General features: G+C 68.9%; 15 protein-coding genes. 5 read left to right on the forward strand and 10 right to left on the reverse strand.

Annotated features, from left to right (window positions below):
• Window positions 1-77 precede the first annotated feature (77 nt).
• The 4 genes from AC6I21_RS12100 to AC6I21_RS12115 all read right to left on the reverse strand — a co-directional run bounded on the left by AC6I21_RS12100 (window position 78) and on the right by AC6I21_RS12115 (window position 4,850).
• A complete protein-coding gene (locus AC6I21_RS12100) occupies window positions 78-1,511 on the reverse strand; it encodes an aldehyde dehydrogenase family protein (RefSeq protein ID WP_497762459.1) in 1,434 nt (477 codons plus the stop codon).
• A gap of 151 nt (window positions 1,512-1,662) precedes the next feature.
• Entirely contained in the window at window positions 1,663-3,102 is a 1,440-nt protein-coding gene (locus tag AC6I21_RS12105) for an APC family permease (protein ID WP_497762460.1), read from the reverse strand.
• A gap of 142 nt (window positions 3,103-3,244) precedes the next feature.
• A complete protein-coding gene (locus tag AC6I21_RS12110) occupies window positions 3,245-4,174 on the reverse strand; it encodes an AraC-like ligand-binding domain-containing protein (RefSeq protein WP_171021212.1) in 930 nt (309 codons plus the stop codon).
• A 100-nt stretch (window positions 4,175-4,274) separates the two neighbouring features.
• The gene (locus AC6I21_RS12115) at window positions 4,275-4,850 is read right to left on the reverse strand and encodes a TetR/AcrR family transcriptional regulator (RefSeq protein ID WP_138176619.1); all 576 of its coding nucleotides are present in this window, start codon (window positions 4,848-4,850) and stop codon (window positions 4,275-4,277) included.
• 126 nt (window positions 4,851-4,976) lie between these two features.
• Between AC6I21_RS12115 and AC6I21_RS12120 the strand changes: the two genes are divergently transcribed.
• The 4 genes from AC6I21_RS12120 to AC6I21_RS12135 all read left to right on the forward strand — a co-directional run bounded on the left by AC6I21_RS12120 (window position 4,977) and on the right by AC6I21_RS12135 (window position 10,623).
• Window positions 4,977-6,887, forward strand: a complete 1,911-nt coding sequence (locus AC6I21_RS12120) for a primary-amine oxidase (RefSeq protein WP_497762461.1) — start codon at window positions 4,977-4,979, stop codon at window positions 6,885-6,887.
• The gene (locus tag AC6I21_RS12125) at window positions 6,871-7,374 is read left to right on the forward strand and encodes a hypothetical protein (protein WP_497762462.1); all 504 of its coding nucleotides are present in this window, start codon (window positions 6,871-6,873) and stop codon (window positions 7,372-7,374) included. The genes AC6I21_RS12120 and AC6I21_RS12125 overlap by 17 nt, the downstream gene beginning before the upstream one ends.
• A 225-nt stretch (window positions 7,375-7,599) precedes the next feature.
• Entirely contained in the window at window positions 7,600-9,066 is a 1,467-nt protein-coding gene (locus AC6I21_RS12130) for an NAD(P)/FAD-dependent oxidoreductase (protein WP_497762463.1), read from the forward strand.
• Window positions 9,067-9,132: 66 nt separating this feature from the next.
• Window positions 9,133-10,623 carry a gamma-aminobutyraldehyde dehydrogenase gene (locus tag AC6I21_RS12135; protein WP_497762464.1) on the forward strand — a complete coding sequence of 497 codons (1,491 nt, stop codon included), beginning with the start codon at window positions 9,133-9,135 and terminating at the stop codon, window positions 10,621-10,623.
• On the opposite strand, the gene AC6I21_RS12140 is transcribed toward AC6I21_RS12135, so the two are convergent.
• From AC6I21_RS12140 to AC6I21_RS12150, 3 genes are all read right to left on the reverse strand, one after another.
• The gene (locus AC6I21_RS12140) at window positions 10,620-11,744 is read right to left on the reverse strand and encodes a CDP-glycerol glycerophosphotransferase family protein (RefSeq protein ID WP_497762465.1); all 1,125 of its coding nucleotides are present in this window, start codon (window positions 11,742-11,744) and stop codon (window positions 10,620-10,622) included. The two genes, AC6I21_RS12135 and AC6I21_RS12140, sit on opposite strands and share 4 nt — an antisense overlap.
• Before the next feature lie 122 nt (window positions 11,745-11,866).
• On the reverse strand, window positions 11,867-12,856 hold the full coding sequence (locus AC6I21_RS12145; protein WP_171021211.1) for a metal ABC transporter solute-binding protein, Zn/Mn family: 990 nt from the start codon (window positions 12,854-12,856) through the stop codon (window positions 11,867-11,869).
• 34 nt (window positions 12,857-12,890) lie between these two features.
• Window positions 12,891-14,180 carry a YibE/F family protein gene (locus AC6I21_RS12150; RefSeq protein WP_497762466.1) on the reverse strand — a complete coding sequence of 430 codons (1,290 nt, stop codon included), beginning with the start codon at window positions 14,178-14,180 and terminating at the stop codon, window positions 12,891-12,893.
• Window positions 14,181-14,407: 227 nt separating this feature from the next.
• On the opposite strand from AC6I21_RS12150, the gene AC6I21_RS12155 reads away from it, so the two are divergent.
• Window positions 14,408-15,673: a CPBP family intramembrane glutamic endopeptidase gene (locus tag AC6I21_RS12155; RefSeq protein WP_497762467.1), complete on the forward strand. Its 1,266-nt coding sequence runs from the start codon at window positions 14,408-14,410 to the stop codon at window positions 15,671-15,673.
• 84 nt (window positions 15,674-15,757) lie between these two features.
• On the opposite strand, the gene AC6I21_RS12160 is transcribed toward AC6I21_RS12155, so the two are convergent.
• From AC6I21_RS12160 to mgtE, 3 genes are all read right to left on the reverse strand, one after another.
• Entirely contained in the window at window positions 15,758-16,708 is a 951-nt protein-coding gene (locus AC6I21_RS12160; RefSeq protein WP_497762468.1) for a baeRF2 domain-containing protein, read from the reverse strand.
• Between the two features lie 368 nt (window positions 16,709-17,076).
• Window positions 17,077-18,186: an oxidoreductase gene (locus AC6I21_RS12165; protein WP_346922674.1), complete on the reverse strand. Its 1,110-nt coding sequence runs from the start codon at window positions 18,184-18,186 to the stop codon at window positions 17,077-17,079.
• Window positions 18,187-18,273: 87 nt separating this feature from the next.
• Window positions 18,274-19,602 carry a magnesium transporter gene (mgtE, locus tag AC6I21_RS12170; protein ID WP_497762469.1) on the reverse strand — a complete coding sequence of 443 codons (1,329 nt, stop codon included), beginning with the start codon at window positions 19,600-19,602 and terminating at the stop codon, window positions 18,274-18,276.
• Between the last annotated feature and the right edge of the window lie 241 nt (window positions 19,603-19,843).

Here is a 19,843-nt window from a genome sequence, read left to right on the forward strand (position 1 = left end):
CCGCCGCACCGCACGTTAACGGCCACCGGCGCCGGACACGGTTTCCCGTGACCGGCGCCGGTGGGCGCAGCCTGGCGCTAGCTCTTGATGATCTGCGGCTGGGCCAGGGACTTCAGCCCGTCCAGGCCGAACTCCAGCCCGTAGCCGGACTGCTTGGCCCCGCCGAACGGCACCCGTGGGTCAATGGTGCCGTGCGAGTTGATCCACACGGTGCCGGCCTGCAGCTGCGCGGCGACCTCCTGGGCCTTGGCCTTGTCGGCGGACCAGACCGAGGCGCCCAGGCCCACCTCCAGCGAGTTCGCCAGCTCGATCGCCTCCTGCACGTCCTTGACCTTCACGATCGGCAGGGCCGGGCCGAACTGCTCCTCGGTGACCAGGCGGTTCTGCGGGTCGATGTCCGCCACCAGGGTGGTGGGGTAGAAGTAGCCGGCCGCCTGCCCATCCGGGTTGGCGCCCAGCAGCACCCGCGCCCCGGAGTCCACCGCGTCCTGCACCAGGTCCGCGACGATGTCGTACTGGGCCTTGTTCTGCAGCGGGCCGAGCACGTTCTGCTCCTCCAGGCCCACCCCCATCGGCATCTTGCCGGCGACCTCAACCAGCGCGTCGCACACCTGGTCGTAGATCGCCTCGGGCACGTAGAGGCGCTTCAGGGCCGCGCAGGTCTGCCCGGTGTTGATGAAGGCTCCCCAGAACAGGTCCTCGGCCACCGCTGCCGGGTCCACGTCCGGCAGCACCACGCCGGCGTCGTTGCCGCCCAGTTCCAGGGTCAGGCGCTTGACCGTGTCCGCGGAGGAGCGGATGATCGCCTTGCCGGTGCGGGTGGAGCCGGTGAACATGATCTTGGCGATCTGCGGATGGCTGGAGAGCTTCTCCCCCACCTCACGCCCGCCGGGCACCACGTGCAGCACGCCCTGGGGCAGCACCTGGTTGATCACGTGCACCAGGGCCACCACCGACAGCGGGGTGTACTCGCTGGGCTTCATCACCACGGTGTTGCCCATGCGCAGGCTCGGGGCCAGCTGCCAGATTGAAATCATCATCGGCCAGTTCCACGGGCCGATCGCGCCCACCACGCCCAGCGCCCGGTAGTGCTTGACCGCCAGGGTCTGCCCGTCATCGACCACGACCTCCGGCTCCACCTCATAGGCGGTGGCGGCGCGCAGCCAGCCCACCGCCCCGCCGACCTCGAAGCGGGCGTTCGGCCCGTTCAGCGGCTTGCCCTGCTCCCGGGAGAGCAGTTCGGCCAGCGCCTCGGCGTTGGCCTCGATGGCGTCGGCGGCCGCGTTCAGCAGACGCTTGCGCTCCTCATGGCCCAGGGCGTCCCAGCCGGGCTGGGCGGCACGGGCGGACTCGACGGCGGCGTCCAGGTCCGTGGCCGTGCCTTCGGCCACGCGGCCCACCAGTTCCCCGGTGGCCGGGTCGTGGACCTCGGTGCCCCCGGAGGCCGGCTGGATCGCGGCCAGCAGCTGCTCGGCGTTCGCGTACTGTACTTCGGTGTTGGCGGTAGTCATTGCTAACTCCTTCGACTCGGTCTGTTGCGGGCCCTGGATCGGGTGATCCCGCAGGTGGGTCTTGGTTCAATCATGCCAGCGGCGCACCGGGAGGACAGGCACCCGGTGCAGGCGGTGCCGGCGGTACGAGGTGGTGGCGGCCGGCCGGGGCCTAGCCGCGGTGGGCCGGCACCTCATCGCGGGCCGGGTCGTGCTGGTCCTGCCGGGAACGGCGGGCGATGACGGCGATCAGGAAGCCGAGCACCCCGGGCAGCAGCACCACGGCCTGCAGCACGTACTGCAGCGGCCCGGCCTCCTCCATCCCGATCAGCACATCGAAGTTCACCACGATCTGGGTGAACACATAGCTCAAGGCGATCCCCGCGGCGATCGGGGCGATCACCCTGGTCAGCAGCGAGGCCTCAATGCGCCGCCGGGCGAAGTACCCGACCACCGCGAAGGAGGTCAGCGCCATCAGCAGCACCAGCCCGTAGGCCCCGGAATTGGTCATCCAGGTGAACATGGTCAGCACGATGAACATCGGATCCTTGCCGGTGGAGATCACGGCGAACACCGCGATCACCAGCAGCGCCAGCACCGACTGGGTCAGCGAGCCGGCCAGCGGGGCCTGGGTGCGGGCCGAGGTGCGGGCCAGGAACCGGGGCAGCGCGCCGCCGCGGCCCATCGCGTAGAAGTAACGGGCCACCACGTTGTGGAAGGCCAGCAGCGCGGCGAACAGGCTGGTGATGAACAGCAGGTTGGCCAGGTCGATGAACCAGCCCGGCGCATGGCTGGCCAGGAACACGAAGATCAGATCCGGGCCGTGCTCCTGGGAGGCGCCCACCACCTGGTCCGGCCCCAGGGCCACCAGCACCGCCCAGGAGGACAGGGCGTAGAAGCAGGCGATGATGCTCACCGCGATGATGGTGGCCAGCTGCGCGGTGCGCTTGGGGTCCTTGACCTCCTGGTTGTAGATCGTGCCGGACTCAAAGCCCATGAACGCGGCAATCGAGAACGCGAGCACCGCGCCGATGCCGGGCATGAACAGGTCCCCGGTGGCAAAACCGGTGCTGCTGACCCCCTGCGGGGACTGGGCCACGGCCACCACGTCGAAGATGATCACCACCAGGAACTCCAGGCCCACCACGATGCCCAGCACCTTGGCGGAGAAGTCCACCCGGTTCACCCCCAGCATGGCCACCAGCGCCCAGGCGACCAGGGCGCACACCCACCACGGGATCGCGGTGCCCAGCACCGCGTTGACGAAGGAGGCCGCGGCGAAGCCGAACAGCCCGTAGATGCCGATCTGCATCAGGTTGTAGCTGACCACCGCCACCATCGCGGCACCCACCCCGGCCGGCTTGCCCAGCCCCTGGGCGATGTAGGCGTAGAAGGCGCCGGCGTTGCTCACATGCCGGCTCATGGCGGTGTAGCCGATGGCGAACACCAGCAGGATCGCCCCGAGCACGACGAAGGACAGGGGCACCCCCAGCAGCCCGGTGACGGCGAAGTTGGTGCTCACCCCGCCGGCGACCACCGTCAGCGGCGCGCTGGCCGCGATGATCATGACAACGAGGGCCGGCACGGTCAACGTGCGCTGTTCGATACCCATTGCTTTTCCCCATTCCAAACGATGACCATCCCAGCATCTGTGAGGGGCGCCGCAGGTGTCTTGGCATTGCGCGCACACCACTTGGCATCGGGTGCAGACCTGGCCTGTGGGCGGTGAAAATCCGGGAGCGGCGCGGCGGGCCCTAGCCGGCGAGCTGCTGCCGGTAGCGGCTGGGACTCACCCCGTGGTGGGCGGCAAAGGCCCGGGCGAAGCCGGCCGCATCGGGCAGGCCCACCCGCGCGCCGATCGCCTGGATCGGCACCTGGGCCAGCATTGGGTCCGCCAGCAGTTCGGCGGCCAGTTCCATGCGCTGGTGGCGGATCAGGGCGCCGACCGGCCGGGGCTCGGCGGCGAACAGGGCGTGCAGGCTGCGCACCGAAAGGTAGTGCGCGGCGGCGATGCTGCCGGGGCACAGCGCCGGATCGGCCAGCCGGGTTCGGATGTACTCCTGGATGCGCTGGCGTTGGCGCTGCTTGTCCCCGGCTGGGCTGGCCGGGGTCAGCACCCCGCCCAGCGCCGTGGCCAGCAGGTCCGAGGCGTTGCGCGCCAGCGGCGCGCCGCCGTGTTCATCCCACTGGTCCAGGTGCTCGCCCAGGTGGTGCAGCAGCGGGGTGACGGTGCCGGCCAGCGGATGGCGTCCGTCCAGCTTCACGGCGGTGATCTGGTGGACCTGCTCCTGGGGCAGGCGGAACTGCTCGTGCGGGATCATGACCACCATGGTGGTCGCCTCGCGTTCGAAGGCCAGCGAATAGGGCCGCTGGGTGTCGTAGATGGCCAGTTCCCCGGGGGCCAGCAGCACCTGGCGTCCGTCCTGGACCAGCAGCCCATGCCCGGTCAGCTGCAGTGAAACCTTGAAGTACTTCCCGTCCCCGGCCGCCGCCAGCGGTTCGGTGCGCTGCACGGCGTGGGGCTTGGCGCTGATGCGCATCATCCCGATCCCGCCAAGCATGTTCGTGGCCAGGCTGGCGCGGAACCGGCCGGAGGACACCGCTTCGCTGCGCAGCGGAACGAAGGACTGGGAGACCAGGTCCGACCAGGCGGTGTGCGAATCCACGTGCTGAAACTGGTACATCCCTCTCCTTCCGGCGCCGGCACCGCCCCTGTAGTGCGCGTCACGTTGAATGTACGGCAGATTTTCGTCGCTGTCACCTGCCGCCGCTGCGCCCCGGGGGCTAATGCAGGGATTCGAGCAGGTAGTCCAGCTGCGCCAGCAGCTGCTGGCGCGAGTTGCCCGCATGGTCCAGCACGGCGGTGATCTGCGCCCCGAGCAGGAAGGTCATCAGCGCATTGCGCGCCACCTCCACGCGCTGCGGGTCCAGGCCCGGCACCTGGTGCAGCCAGCCATCGAGCTGGCGGCGCCAGTCATCCATGGAGTTTGCGTTCAGCTGCGCCATCTTCTCATCCTGCAGGGCCACGTGCCAGAAGTGGATGACCACCCGGGACTCGTCGCGGCGCTCCTCATCCAGCGGCAGCACCTCGGCGGCGAAGGCGCGGATGGCAGCCATTCCCGCCAGGCCCCGGGTGGTGCGGGCGATGCGCCGCCCGGTGGAGTTGAACACGAAGTTGAACGTGGCCGAGAGCAGCGAGTTGCGGGTGGGGAAGTACGGCTTGAGCCCCCCGTTGGCGTAACCGGCCGCGGCGGCCAAATCACGCAGGTTCAGCTTGTCGAAGCCCTGCTGGGCAATGAAGCGCCAGGTGACTTCGATGATTTCGCGGCGGCGCTGCTCATGGTCAACGATCTTGGGCATGTCACCAGTCTAGGGCCGGGGCAGAAATATCCCGCGCCCCCTTGTGAAGCACTCCACAAATCCGTATTCTCTACACGTAGAGAATTAAAAGTGTTTCGCTTCACACTCCCTGGAAGGTTGCATCACATGAAGACCCGCACCGTCGACTACACCCTGCTGGGCGCCGAGGAAATCGCCGCCGCCCGCCGGCTGCTGCAGGAGAACAACCTGTTCACCGCCTCCACCCGCATCGCCTACCTGGGACTGGAGGACCCGAACCCTCAGGCCCCGGCCCGCCGGGTGCGGGTCATGCTCATGGATTCGGCGCTGAATGAGCCCAAGGACGTGGTGCTGGACCTGACCCGCAACGAGATCGAGCAGGTCACCGAGATCGACGCGGCGGCCGTGGGGCAGCTGCCGGTGCTGGAGGAGGAGTTCGAAAAGGTCGAGGCCATCGTGGCCGCGGACGAAGGCTGGATCCAGGCGCTGGCCAAGCGCAACCTCACCGTCGAGCAGGTGCGCGTCGCGCCGCTGTCCGCCGGCGTCTTTGAGTACCCGCAGGAGTCCGGGCGGCGCATCCTGCGCGGGCTGGCCTTCCGCCAGGACTTCGCCGAGGACTCGGCCTGGGCCCACCCGGTGGACGGGCTGGTCGTCTACATCGACACCGTCGCCGGCAAGGTGGACCAGATCCTGGACTTTGGACCGGTGGACATCCCGGCCGACCACGGCAACTACACCGACCCCGAGCTCACCGGCCCGATCCGCGACACCCAGAAGCCGCTGCTGATCACCCAGCCGGAGGGCCCCAGCTTCACCGTCACCGACGGCAACCACGTCGAGTGGGAGAAGTGGAGCCTGGATGTGGGCTTCGACATGCGCGAGGGCCTGGTGCTGTACAACATCGCCTTCGACGACAAGGGCCAGCGCCGACGCATCCTGGACCGCGCCTCGATCGCCGAGATGGTCGTGCCCTATGGCGACCCCTCCCCGGTGCGCAGCTGGCAGAACTACTTCGACACCGGCGAGTACCTGATCGGACGCATGGCCAACTCCCTGGAACTGGGCTGCGACTGCCTGGGCGAAATCCACTACATCTCCCCGGTGGTGGCCACCGCCGACGGCGAGGCCCGCACCATCCACAACGGCATCTGCATGCACGAGGAGGACTCCTCGATCCTCTCCAAGCACTCCGATGACTGGTCCGGGGTGAAGTACACCCGACGCAACCGCCGCCTGGTGATCAGCTTCTTCACCACCGTGGGCAACTACGACTACGGCTTCTACTGGTACCTGTACCTGGATGGCACCATCGAATTCGAGGCCAAGGCCACCGGCATCGTGTTCACCTCCGCGATGCGCGACGAGCGCTTTGCCTCGGAGATGGCCCCGGGCCTGGGGGCCCCGTTCCACCAGCACATCTTCGGCGCCCGGCTGGACTTCGCGCTGGATGGCGGGCCGAGCCAGGTCATCGAGGAGGAGGCGGTGCGCCTGCCGATCAGCCAGGAGAACCCGCGCGGCAACGCGTTCAGCCGCAGCCACACGGTGCTGTCCACCGCCAAGCAGGCGGTGCGCGATGCGAACATGCCCGCCGGGCGCTCCTGGGTGGTCACCAACCCGGAATCGAAGAACTACCTGGGCAAGCCGGTGGGCTTCAAGCTGCACCCGCAGGGCCTGCCCACCCTGCTGGCCGCCGAGGGCTCCTCGATCCACAAGCGCGCCACCTTTGCCTCCAAGGCGCTGTGGGTCACCAAGCGCGAGGCCGGGCACCGCTACCCGACCGGCGACTTCGTGAACCAGAACCCGGGCGTGGAGGGGATCAACGACTGGATCGCCGATGACCACAGCGTGGACACCCAGGACATCAGCCTGTGGCACACCTTTGCGCTGACCCACTTCCCGCGCACCGAGGACTGGCCGATCATGCCGGTGGACTCGGTCGGGTTCAAGATCCGCCCCGAGGGCTTCTTTGACCGCTCCCCGGTGCTGGATGTGCCCGAGCCGGTCAAGCACGGCTGCTGCTCCAGTGGTGAGGCCGAGTGCTGTGGCGGCGGAAACTAGGCGAACCGCGGGCACCTGGGTGCTGGCCGGCGGCGCCGCGGCGCTGGCGGCCGCCCACGTGCTGATGCTGCTGGCCCTGCCCCACTCGCCGGGCTGGGTCATCGCCCTGGGCGTGATGACCCTCTGGTGCCTGAAGTGTTCGGTGGACGCCCTGCGCACCGGGCAGCTGCTGGGGCTGCTGCTGATGAGCGCGGCCATGGGCATTGCGCACGTCGTGATGGTGCTGGGCCTGCCGCTGGGGCACGCCGGTCACGGGGCGCATGCCGCGGCTTCCGGCGGCCATGCGGACGGGCACCTGTGGATGCTGGTGATCGCGCTGGCCGAATTCGCCCTGATGTTCGGCTGCGCCCTGGGGATCAGCGCCGGGCGCCGGGTCCGCGGTTCCACCGCGGCCCGCAACGCCGCCGGGTGCGCCGTGGCACACCGCAGCACCCGGAGCGCGCGCGCCGTCCCGGCGGCCGCGCCCCTGGTGCCCTCCGGGTCTTGACAGTCCGCCGGCCACCGCGGTTGAATGTGTAATGAATCACATTCATTACACATTCAACCGTGATCCTTGTGGGGAAGAGGGATAAGCGTGGCCAGCCTCCGGCTCCCACTGAGCACCCCTCCCCCGCTGCGACCACACTGGTCATCCCACCACTTCCAACGCTGGCGATGAACGGGCCCGCCTTCGCCCACCCGTTCACCGACCTCGACAAGGGATAACCTGCCCGTGACCGCCACCCCATCCACCCCCGCCACCGGCCCGCTGAGCTTTGATCGGCACGAGGCCGAAATCGACCCCGAACGCATCCGCCAGTCACTGGCCGGGGCCCGGCACACGTCCTACTGGCTCGACACCCCGCTGCGCCCGGACCCGCACCCGGCCCTGGAAGGTCCCGCCTCCTGCGACCTGCTGGTCATCGGCGGAGGCTACACCGGGTTGTGGACCGCCCTGCAGGCCAAGGAGCGCGACCCGCAGCGCAGCGTCATCCTGCTGGAGGCCGAACGCATCGGCTGGGCCGCGTCGGGACGCAACGGCGGGTTCTGCGAGGCCTCCCTGGTGCACGGCGAATCCAACGGCGAACAGCACCTGCCCCGGGAGAACGCCCGGCTCACCGAGCTCGGTGAGGAAAACCTGCTGGAGCTGCTGGAGACCATCTCCCGCTACAACATGGACGTGGAGCTGATCAAGGACGGCATCCTCACCGTGGCCACCGAGGACCACCAGGTCCCATGGCTGCGCGAGGAGCACGCGGCACACCCCGACACGCTCTACCTGGGCCCCGATCAGGTGCGCGGCTGGATCAACTCCCCGGACTTCAAGGCCGGACTGTACAGCGAAACCGACGGGGTGCTCGTGCACCCCGCCAAGCTGGCCTGGGAGCTGGCCCGGGTGTGCGCCGAGATGGGGGTGCAGATCCACGAGCACACCCGCGCCGAAGCGCTGGCGCCGGTGGAGGGCGGCCTGCGCGTGCTGACCCCCAGCGGACAGGTGCAGGCCGAACGCGTCGCCCTGGCCACCAACGCCTTCCCCTCGCTGCTGTCCCGGCACCGGCTGCACACCATCCCGGTCTACGACTACGCGCTGATGACCGAACCGCTCAGCCCCGGGCAGCGGGCGGCGCTGGGCTGGGAGAAGCTGGTGGGCCTGTCCGACATGAACAACCGCTTCCACTACGTGCGCCCCACCATTGACGCCGAGGGCGGCTTCCGGCTGCTCTACGGCGGCTACGACGCGCTCTACCACTTCGGCGGGCGGATCCGCTCCAGCTACGACCGCTCCGAGGCGACCTTCGAAAAGCTGGCCGCCCACTTCCTGGGCAGCTTCCCGCAGCTGGGCCAGGTGCGCTTCTCCCACGCCTGGGGCGGGGCGATCGACACCTGTTCACGCTTCTTCGCATTCTTCGACAGCGCCTACGGCGGGAAGGTGGCCTACTCGGCCGGCTACACCGGCCTGGGGGTGGGGGCCACGCGCTTCGGGGCGAAGGTGATGCTGGACCTGCTTTCGGGGAAGCCGACCGAGCTGACCGGACTTGAGATGGTGCGCCGCAAGCCGATCCCATTCCCGCCCGAACCGGCCGCCTGGCTCGGGGTGAAGCTGATGACCGGGCAGCTGGCCCGCGCCGACCGCAACCAGGGCCAACGCTCCCTGTTCCTGAAGGCCATGGACAAGCTCGGCATGGGTTTCGACTCCTAGAACTTCGCGCCGGCACCGGCCCGCGGCCGGACCCATTAACGACCACCCCCAGGAAAGGGACCCCAGATGCGCAGCTACGACTTCCCCCACGGCCACCAGTTCATCAACGGTGCCTGGCGCCGCGGCGGCGGCCAGCGGGTGGAGCGGATCAATCCCGCCACCGGCACCGTCCTGGAAACCATCGACTACGCCAGCGCCGAGGACGTGGAGGATGCGGTGCGCGCGGCCCACACCGCCTTCGGGCCCTGGTCGCGGCTGACCCCCGGCGAACGCTCCGGGCACCTGCTGGCGCTGGCGCGCGAACTGGAATCCCGGGCCGAACTGCTGGCCGCGGTGGAAACCGCGCAGACCGGCAAGAGCATCCGCATGTCCACCGAGTTCGACGTGCCCGGCTCCATCGACAACGTGAACTTCTTCGCCGGGGCGGCGCGCCACCTGCAGGGCCTGGCGGCCGGGGACTACGCCGGGAACTCCACCTCAATGGTGCGCCGCGAGCCGGTCGGGGTCATCGGGTCAATCTGCCCCTGGAACTACCCGCTGCAGATGGCCGCGTGGAAGATCCTGCCGGCGATCGCCGCCGGGAACACCATCGTGCTCAAGCCCAGTGAGCTCACCCCCGGCACCACGCTGCTCTTCGCCGAGGCCGCCCACGCCGCCGGGCTGCCGGCCGGGGTGATCAACGTGGTGGTCGGTCCGGGGCCGAGCGTGGGTGAACAGCTCGTGGGCCACCGGCTGGTGCGGATGAGCTCCTTCACCGGTTCCACCGCGGTGGGCCGGCGCATCATGGCCCTGGCCGCGGAAACCGGCAAGCGGGTGCACCTGGAACTGGGCGGCAAGGCCCCGTTCGTGGTGTTCGACGACGCGGACCTGGAGGCCGCGGCACACGGCGCGGTGGCCGCCTGCACCATCAACGCCGGGCAGGACTGCACGGCCGCCACCCGCGCCTACGTGCACAGCTCGGTCTTCGAGGCGTTCACCGCCCGGGTCACCGAGCTGATGGAAACCATGGTGGTGGGAGATCCCACGGACCCGGACACGGACATGGGGTCCCTGATCAGCGACACCCACCTGCGCCGGGTCGCCGCCATGGTGGACCAGGCGCTCGCCCAGGGCGCCACGGTGCGCACCGGCGGAACCCGGCTACCGCGCCCCGGCTCATTCTTCCGTCCCACGCTGATCACCGGGGCCCGGCAGGATTCGGCGATCGTGCAGCAGGAGGTGTTCGGCCCGGTGCTGGTCGCCCTGCCCTTTGACACGGACAATGAGGCGATCACCCTGGCGAACGACACCCCCTATGGCCTGGCGGCCAGCGCCTGGACGCGGGATGTGAACCGGGCCCTGCGCGCCGCGGCGGAGATCGAGGCAGGCTGTGTGTGGATCAACGAGCACATCCCGATCATCTCCGAGATGCCGCACGGCGGCTACAAGGCCTCGGGGCAGGGCAAGGACATGAGCCAGTACTCCTTCGACGAGTACACGAACATCAAGCACGTGCTGCTCTCCCACGAACGGGCCGCGCACCGCCCGTGGCAGGACACGGTGTTCCGCCAGCGCTAGGAGCCGCAGACCAGCCGGCCCAGCAGCTCCGTGGCCTGCCCCGGGGTGGTGGTGGCGAAGAAGTAGCTGGCCAGCTCCTGCTGCCCGGCACTGCCGGCCCGGCCCAGTTCCAGGACCCGCTCGGCCAGGTCCTGGCCCGCCGCCGCGGAGCCCAGCAGCTGGTCGGCCGGCAGCCGGCGGGTCAGTTCGCAGTCCTGGCTGCCAACCGCCAGCAGCGGCACATTCAGCGCGATCGCGTCATAGGCCATCGCCGAGATGTCGCAGATCGCCACGTCGCTTTCGGCCAGGGACTGGCCGGGGTCGGCGACCGGGTCCAGGTGCGCGGCGTACTCCCGGCGCAGCCCGGCCAGCAGCTTGCCCACCGGCGCCGAGGTGTCCCCGGTCTTCGGGTGCGGCCTGAAGCGCAGCTCAATGCGCTCGTCCCCGGCCAACGCCTCCAGCAGCTGGGCGCCATGGGTTTCCAGCGAGGTGTAGCCCATCGCCTTCGAATCGCCCTCCCAGGTGGGGGCGTAGAGCACCCGCAGCCGGCGCAGCCCGGTGGTGCGGGTAATCCCATCCAGCTGTGGGCGCCCGATCGGCACCAGCGCGGCCGGGTCAAAGCGCGGGATGTGCGCGGTGATGCGCTCGATGGCCGCCGGCCCGGCCACCGCCACCCGGTCGTAGGCCTTGAGCTGGTTGGAGACCATGGAGATCTTCTCGCTCTCCCCATGGTTCAGGTGCACGTGCAGCGGGCCGTTCATCCGCAGCATCGTGAAGTTGCCCTGCGCGTTGTTCACGTAGCAGATGGTCCTGGTCCCGGCCTTGGCCAGGCGCTGCTCGACCTGTTCCATGGAGCGGGAGAAGAACACCGGCAGCCCGGTCATCTGAAGCAGCTGGCGGGCGGTGAGCGCGTTCATCACCACGATTCCGATCCGCGCCCCGGATTCGGCCAGGGCCTCGAAGGGACGCAGCCACACCTGCAGCTGGTAGATCTGGCTGGGCGGTTCGGAGAAGAACAGGACCGTGTGCGCATGGCGCAGTTCCCGGTGCTGGGCGTTGATGCTGCGGCGCACCGCCGGTTCGGCGGCCAGGGCTCGGGCCCGGCCCACGGCCAGGCGCAGTTGTCGGGTGATCAGGGACATGGCTTAAGTCTACGGAACCACCGCGCCCGCCCTGCCCGGCGCGCCACGGGCCGGTGCTCCACGGGCCGATGCGACCGCCGGCTCGACCGCCGGCTCGACCGCCGGCTCGGGGGGCTCCTGCGCTATTTGCCTGCCGCGGCGGCCAGGTCATCGACCTGGGCGCCCATCCAGCCGACGTAGTCCTCATCCGGGCCCATGGTCTCGGCGAAGTCGACCACCGGCACCGAATGGGCCTCGGCGGTGGAGCGGATCGCGACGCTGTCGTGCCCCTCGGTCTGGATGTTGTAGGCCAACAGGTCAATCTGTCCGTCGGCGAGCGCATCGTTCATCTTCTTCAGGGTCTGCGGCGGAATGTCGCCGCCGGCCTCGACCGCTTCGCTCAGCCCCTGCGGGGTGGCGTCGTGCATCCCGGCGTCCTTCAGCAGGTAGAAGGGCACCGGCTCGGTCATCGCAAAGCTCTTGCCGTCCAGCCCGGCGGCCGCCGCCCGGTCCTTCAGCTCCTGCAGCTCGGTGCTGAACTGCTCGGCGTTGGCCTGGAACTGCTCGGCGTGCTGCGGGTCGAGTTTGCCGAACTCGCTGGCCAACCGCTCCCCCAGGGCCTGCATCGAGTCCAGGTCGAACCAGACGTGCTCGTTGTACCCGGCATGCTGGTGGCCCTCATGCCCGCCATGCTCGTGCTCGTGCTCTCCCTGTTCATCGTGCCCGGCCTCGGCGCTCTCTTCGACGGCCTCGGGCGAGGTGTCCACGGCGTGGATCTGCTGGGCCACCTGTTCGGAGGGCATCGAGGAGATCAGCTGGTCCATGAAGGCGTCGTAGCCGCCGCCGTTGGCCAACACCACCTCGGCCTTGGAAATGGTCAGCTTGTCCCGTGCGGTGGGCTCATAGGAGTGCGGGTCCTGGGCCGGGGAGGAGATGATCTCGGTGGCCTGCACGCGGTCGGCGCCGATGCGCTGGGCAATGTCACGGTAAACGTTGGTGGTGGCGACCACCTCAATGGCATCGGGGTTCTGCTGCTCCTGCGGGGACTGGGCGCTGCCCTGGGCGCACCCGGCCAGGATCAGTGCGCCCACCGGCAGCAGCAGAAGCGTCGGGGTCAGGTGGCGTGCGGTCACGGGCGGCTCCATTCCAAAGAATCACTAATGAGAACTATTCTACATTAATGTGAGAATGGTTCGCACCAGCGGTTTCGGTGCCGGCTCGCCGGGCCCGCGGCAGGGTCCCATGGGCTCCCCCGGTTCCGGTGGCCTTGACCACCAGCACCGCGATCAGCGTGGTCACCGGGATCGCCAGCACCAGCCCGATCGAGCCAATCAGGATGCGGATGACCTCCTCGGCCATCGACCCGGTGCTCAGCGTGCTGCCCACCCCCTGGTTGCTCAGCGCCGCGATCGCCAGGATCGGCAGCGCCGCCCCGGCGTAGGCGAAGGCGATCGTGTACACGGTGGAGGCGATGTGGTCCCGCCCGATGCGCATCCCCTTGGCGAACAGTTCGCGGGCCGTGGCCCGCGGCGCGGCCTCGGCCAGTTCCCAGACGGTGGCGGACTGGGTGATGGTCACGTCGTTGAGCACCCCCAGCCCGCCGATCAGCAGCCCGCAAATCAGCAGCCCCGTTAACGACACCTGCGGCGCCACCGTGGACAGGGTCATCGCGTGCTCATCGGTGGCCCCGGTCAACGCCGCCGCATCGGTCAGCCACACGGCCAGCCAGGCGGTGACGCCCAGCCCGAAGAGGGTGCCCAGCAGCGCCGTGGAGCTCTTCGCGTTCAGGCCGTGGGCAAAATACAGCGCCCCGAACATGATCACCGTGGAACCCACCAGCGCCACCAGCACCGGGTTCTGCCCCTCCAGCAGGGCCGGGACCATGAACATCATCATGAACGCCACCCCGCCCAGCAGCCCGATCAGTGCCCGCCCGCCACGCCACCCGGCGACCAGCACCACCACCAGCGCGTAGGCCAGGGCCAGCAGCACCATCGGCGTAGTGCGCACGAAATCGACGAAGACATAGGGCACCGCCTCGGTGCTGGCCCCCGCCAAATCCAGGTAGCGCACCCGATCCCCGGAACCCACATCCCGGGAGCTGAGCGTTTCGGGCGGCACCTCCAGCTGAATCTCCGCCCCGCCGCCGTCGGGCATCACGTAGGTGACCGGGCACTGCAGCTCCTTGCCGCCCACCTCGTCCAGCCCCTGGCTGGAGGGGCAGATCTGCGACTCGGTGCGGGTGACCGTGCCGGTGGACATCTGCACCGACCCGCTGGTGTCCATCGGGCCGCTGAGCGCGAAGCGATCGTAGTTTCCCTGGGGCCACAGCACGATCACCATCACCAGCGCAATGGCTCCCACCGGCGCCAGCAGCGCCCAGAGGATGATCGAGGCGCGCTTGCGGCGCCGGGGATCCAAGAGGATCTGCGAATGTTCGTGATGGTGATGGCCCACGTGCCTGCCTTTGTCGTCCTGCCCGAAATGGGCCGCTGCGTGCCCGGATGTCGCGGCACCCCATCGAAGACGATGCGCAATGGTGCCCGCACCAGTGTAGCCAGCGCGCCGGGGCCAGGGCAGCGGCGAATCGCGCACCGCCCGTGCGGTAACGTCCGAGGGGATGAGCAAACAAATCCACCCAAAGGTTCATGGGTTTACCCCACCGCACCAGCGAGAATTGCCTTATGACCAGCCAGCCAGATCGCCTTGAGCCTTCGCCTTCCCCTGCGGGCGCCGATCCGCATACCGAACCCCGCTACGCCTTTCACCGCCTGATGCGCCGCGACCGGCAGTACCGGTGGTGGCGGCCGCTGGCAGTGGGCGGCACCACCCTGGGCTTCTATCTGGCGCTCACGGTCCTGATCGTCATCGCCATGATCGCGATGATGCTGGCCTCCCCCACCGCGTGGATGGACACCGGCACCGGCGACCCGTTGGCGGCCAGCGAGGAACTGGCACTGGACATGAGCAATCCCTCGGATTTCATCCTGACCATGCTCTCGCTCATCCTGCTGATCCCGGCCTGCTTCTTCGCCTACCTGCTGCTGGGCCCCAAGCCGGTGGGCCTGCTGTGGTCGGTGACCGGCAGGCTGCGCTTCCGCTGGCTGGCGGTGTGCCTGGGTGCGGCGCTGGGGGTGTACCTGCTCTACTTTGGCGGCGGGCTGCTGCTGGAAAAGACCGGGGTGCTGCCCTCCGCGCCGGTGCCCGCCCAGAGCGTGCCCGATTCCCCGGTGCTGATGGTAATCCTGGTGCTGCTGCTGGTGCCGTTCCAGGCACTGGCCGAGGAGTACCTGTTCCGCGGGATGCTGATGCAGATCATCGGCGGCTGGCTGAAACATCCGCTGTTCGCGATCCTGCTGCCCCTGCCGTTGTTCGTCTTCGGGCACCTCTACGACGTCTACGGCCTATTGGATGTGGCGGCCTTCGCGCTGGCCGCCGGCTATCTCACCTGGCGCACGGGTGGGCTGGAGGCGGCCATCGGGATGCACGTGGTGAACAACGTGCTCCTGTTCCTGATGGGCGCGGCCGGGCTGATGGACATGAACGCCACCGAGGGATCCCTCGCGGCCCTGCTGCCCTCACTGGTGCTGACCGCGGTCCTGACCTTCCTGCTGGTGCGCCTGGCCAATCGTTTCGGCGTGCAGCGCACCGCCGGGTCGGCTCCGCTGCCGCCGCAGCCGGAATACCTGGTGCCGTGGTCAACCGGCGGTCACCCGCATTTCCCGCAGTACCACCAGCAGCAGTACCCGGAGCAGCAGTACCCGGTGCCGGGGCACCCGGCCCAGGGGAACTACCCGCCGGGCCAGGCCCCGCACCCCGGGCACCCCACGGGCGCCTATTGGGCGCCGCCGGCCGAACAGCTTCCGCCGTACCCGAACCCACCGCAGCAGGGACCGGGCACTGCGGGGCAGGGAACCGAGGACCCGCCGGAGCAACAGCCCGGCAGCTAAGCGCCGCCCCTGGCGCCCTGGTCGGCGGCGGGCAGGGAAAAGGCGTGAGCATTGGGTAATGCTCACGCCTTGGGACTAGTGGGATCAGTGGTTGTTGCGCGGCCAGCGCAGCAGGGCAGCGATGCCCACCCCGTTGGGCAGCAGCCCGTCGGGGACGTAGCGGATGGTCGCATCGGTCAGCGCGGTGGCCCGCAGCAGCACCTCAGGCGCCGGCCATTGGCCGATGACCAGTTCGGCGTGGTTCGGATCATCCTCCACCGCCACCCAGGGTTCGGCGCTCAGGGCCCGCAACGTGTGCTCATCCTGGTACTGGCTGACCAGGATCGTGTCGGCCTGCGCCTGCTGCAGGGCCTCCACCACCTCGTTGATGCCCAGGGCCAGGTTCGCCCGCGAGTTGCCCGAGTTGTCGGCCACCCGCTGGGAGAGCGTCTCCAGCTCGGTCGCGGTCACGGTATCCACCAGCTTGCGGATTTCCGCGTCCACGGCGTTGCGGTCGGCCCCGCCGGTGCGGGTATTGGCCTCCAGCATGGCCACCAGGGGCCGCAGCGAGGAGTGCACATAGTCGCGCACCATCTCCCGGGATTTCACATCCCCGGAGATCACGATGAGCCGCACGTAGTTATCGTGCGCCATCTCCCGGATCAGGTCGGCGACCTCCTCGGCGTTGCGCCGGGCCATTTCTTCGGCCGCGGCCTGGTTCTTGGGCTGGTCGTATTCCCCGGGCACCTTGCGGGCCACGTGGGTTTCCTCCGGCACGCCCACGATGCCCCGGCTGGCGACCCGTTCCGGGGAGGTGGTGTTGTACAGGTGCACTTCACCGCCGGCCCGCCCGGCCTCGGCCACCAGATAGGAGAAGGCCCCGCCGCGGGCGCGGGCCAGGGCCACAAAGTTCGGGAACGGTCCGGTGTCCACCGCGGTGTTTTCCACCTTCAGGCCCGGGATGATTTCATTGAGCACCACCTGTCCGTCGTGGACGGCAACCATGCGGGCCACCGGGGCGCGCAGCCCCTCGACCGGCTGCAGGGCTTCGGTCATTGCTGAGATGTCGCGAGGATCCGCTTGCTGACTTTTGAGGGTCTTGGCAACTTCATCAGGTAGCCGGTCAGCGGCCTCCTGCGCCGCCGTGGTTCCCAGCGAAGCATCTGCCAAAACAGTGCTCCAAGAGCCGGTCTTTCGATAGAGCGAAGCGTCGATTCCATTAGAATCCGCGCGCAGTGCCATGCTGACTCCCTTCCGCACGCGACCGTTGCAGTCGCGCAGCGACTAGATCCGTGTGACTAACCTAACACCCCAAGTGGTTCCCCGGAAGAGGTGCGGCTCATCAGCTGGTGTCTTGCCAGTCTGCCCCATCGCAACGGATCATGGCACCGCAGAAGACCGGTTCTGCGGTGCCTTTGAGGGAACTACCAGCGCCCGCGCCAGTAATGCGGTGGGATGGCAGGTTCGGCCTGTAGGGTGTGCGCGGCGCGGTTGGCCCACTGCGGGTCGCCCAGCGCGGCCCGTCCGATGCTCACCCCGTCCGCAGCGCCGGTGACCAGGACCTGTTCGGCCTGCACCGGGTCGGTAATCGCCCCGACGGCGGTGACGAACGCGTCCTGCGGCAGCCCCTGGCGCACGGCGGCGGCCAGCGGCACCTGGTAGCCCGGGCCGCTGGGGCCGTGGAAGGCGCCGATCCCGGCACTGGAGACGTCAAAGGCCCGCACCCCCATCTGGTACAGCTCCCCGGCCAGGCGCACCGTGTCCGCAATCCCCCAGCCCTGCGGCACCCAGTCCTCCCCGGAGAAGCGGATGCCCAGCACCTTCTCCTGCGGCCAGACCTCGGCCACCGCCTGCACCACCTGCTTCAGGTAGCGCACCCGGTTCTCGTAGCTGCCGCCGTACTCGTCGGTGCGCGTGTTGGACAGCGGGGAGAGGAACTGGTGGATCAGGTAGCCGTGGGCGGCGTGGATCTGGATCGCGTCGAACCCGGCAACGTCGGCCCGCTGCGCGGCCGCCGCCCAGTCGCGCACCGAACGCTGGATCTGCTCGATGCTCATTGCGGTGGACGGGGCCAGCCCGTAGAGGTCAGAGGGGCTGGAGGTATAGGTCTGCCAGCCGCCGTCCTGCTCGCCGATGCTGCCGGTCTTGCCGTCCTTCGCCGGGCCGGGCAGCCAGGCGTAGGTGGAGGCCTTCGCCCCGGCGTGGGCCAGCTGCACGCTGATCTTCGCGCCGTGGGAGTGGACGTAGTCCACGATCGGCGCCCAGGCCCGCTCCTGTTCGTTGTTCCACAGCCCGGCATCCCGATCCGAGATCCGCCCCTCGGCGGCGACCGCGGTGGCCTCGGTGTGGATCAGGGAGAACCCGCCGTGGGCCATCGAGCCCAGGTGCACCAGCTGCCAGCTGGTGGGCACCCCGTCGCGGGCGTCGACCGCGTACTGGCACATCGGGGCCAGCACCACGCGGTTGCGCAGCTCAAGGCCCTGCCCGTCGCGGGTGGGAATGGTGATGGGGGTGAAGAGTTTGCTTTGCGCCATGCTAGGTGTGACACCGCGGCCGGCGGCATTATTCCGTACCGCACGCGCTTGGCGCCCAAATGTTGGCGGTGTCACACCCCAGCGCCGCTACATCCCGCCGAAGTTTTGCACCACGCTCATGGCGACGCTGAAGTACACGACCAGCCCGGCCGCATCGACAAACGTGGAGATGAACGGGTTGGAGAACACCGCCGGATCCACCCGCAGCAGCTTGCCGATGATCGGCATGATCCCGCCCACCGCCGCGGCGATCGTGCACAACGCCACCAGGGTGACGCCGATGATCACCGCCACCTGCAGGTCAAAGACCAGGCTGGCGATCAGCAGCGCCAGCGAGCCCAGGCACAACCCCAGGATCCCGCCCACGCGCACCTCGCGCAGCAGCACCCGGCCCAGGTCCGCCACCCGGATGTCCCCAACCGCCAGGGCGCGGGTCACGGTGGTGGCCGCCTGGTTGCCGGTGTTCCCGCCGATGCCCACCACCAGCGGGATGAACAGGCTGAGCACCACCATGGACTCCAGGGTCTCCTCGAAGCTGGAGAGCACCTGCACGGTCAGGGTCGCGCCGATGCCCAGCACCAGCAGCCACACCAGCCGGGACTTGACCAGTGAGCGGATCGGGGTGGTCAGGTAGGGGCGGCGCAGCGGCTCGGTGCCGGCCCCGCGCGCCGAGCGCTCCTCTTCCTCCAGGTCGATCAGCCGGATGGCATCGTCGATGGTCAGCACCCCCACGACCCGTTCCTCCAGGTCGAGCACGGGCATGACCATCACCCGGGTGTCGATGGTGCGCCGCGCAGCGACCGCCACCGGTTCGTTGGCGGTGGCGGTGTAGGGCTCGCTGGCCAGTTCGCCGACCAGCTGCTCATCATCGGCCCCCATCAGTTCACGCAGGCTGATCACCCCGACCAGGCGCCGCGCGCCGTCGGTGATCAGCACGGTGTAGATGCTTTCCACATCGTCCATGACCCGGTGGATGCGCCGCATCGTCTGGGCGACGCTGAGACCGGGGTGGGTGGTGACGAAGTTCGGGCTCATCACGTGGCCCACCACCCCGGAGGAGTAGCCCAGCAGCACATTGGTTTCACGCCGTTCACGCTCCCCCAGGCCCTGCAGCAGTTTCGCGGCGACCTGGGCGGGAAGCTCATCCAGCAGCGCCACCCGGTCATCGGGGTCCATCGCGGCAAAGACCTCGGTGACCGGGTGGCCCTGCATGGCCTCGAGCAGTTCGGCCTGCACGGGGGCGTCGAGCATCTCGAAGACGTCCATGGCCCGGTCCTTGTGCAGCATCCGGTAGGCGATCGCCGAGTCCTTCAGCGGCAGGCTTTCCAGGTGCTCAAGCACCTCGGGGACCTCCAGGGCGTCCAGCACCCGGGACAGTTCGGCCATGTCGCGCTCGTCAATGGCGCGACGGATCATACGGGAAGTAGTTGAGAAATCTACCTTGTCGGTGGTGTTCACTGGCATCAGTCCAAAAACGGTTCAGGGGCGCGCCGAGACCCGCCCTTCCGCAGATTTCCGCGGGCTTTTGCAGGAAGCCCGGAACGAAGCCCGCTTCTTGGATGCGGGGATAAATCTACTGGTCAGGCAGCTGGCGCGCTGGCGAATGGGGTCATGGTCGCGAGACCCCCGTGCATGACTGAGTACTTCCGGGCTAGTG

It is taken from the genome of Glutamicibacter sp. St.4D3 (assembly GCF_059728615.1).